At 60.2% G+C, this 875-nt stretch carries 1 protein-coding gene; it reads left to right on the top strand.

What is annotated here, in order from left to right; genetic code table 11:
- Nucleotides 1-259, top strand: a 259-nt coding sequence (locus ACXJ7R_RS34685) for a hypothetical protein (RefSeq protein ID WP_457155731.1), incomplete at its 5' end; no start/stop codon positions are given.
- Between the last annotated feature and the right edge of the window lie 616 nt (nt 260-875).

An 875-nucleotide genomic window follows, 5' to 3' on the forward strand; every position in this document is an offset into this window, starting at 1 on the left:
CAATTCAGCGGTCCTGACGACATTCAGAAAGGCGGGCATCGTCAACATCTCGATGGTTGCGGAGCAGGTCAGGGTCAGGAATCTGGCCGAGAATGTCGCCCTCGAGGACATTGAACACCTGGTCCTGCAGGCGGCACAACTCATTGGCGCGGCGATCGAATTCGACGGCCTTGCCGGTTTGCTCGTGGATGGCCTTGCCGATGAAGATGGCGAGCGCATTTCCCCGATTGACCTGCCTCATCTGGCCTCGATCCAATAGGCAGCCAAAACGGCGGGCTGCCTGTAAGCGCTGCGCCATTCGACCAGACGCAGAACGCTGCCGGCCTGCACCATGCCTTGCGACGCTGTGCACCTGAGTCGGCTTTCAGTCGAAACGGCTGCGACATTAACCACGTTGCCATCAGCATGGACCCCAAAGCGGGTGTTGAACGTTTCCCATTATGGAAAATCAACAACACCGATTCTATTGCCACATCGAGACAGACGGAACCTGGGCGGTTTGGGATCGTATTGCCAATGCGCCGGCGAGCTTGGGAGGGCGGGACCTGATTGGTTGCACATCCCAGCGTGCCAACGCCGCGGAAGGCGTGCTGACGCGGATCTATGACAACGGATTGGATGCGGTTGCCGCTCGCATATCAGGGATAACGCATTCTCGTCAGGGATAGCGCAGTCTCGACCCAACCAGCCTAGCCACCCGCGGGCCGCACGCCCAGGGATCCTGGTTCAATAAATCTGCACGCCAAGCCGCTCGTTGCGTCTCCACCGCACCACGGCGCGATAGTTGGCGTCGTCCGCAGGCACGTGCAGGACGAACCGGTCGGGGATTGTTACGCCTGGGTCCACCCGCAACTCCGCGCCGTGAACGTGCTGAT

It is taken from the genome of Mesorhizobium sp. P5_C1 (assembly GCF_054049815.1).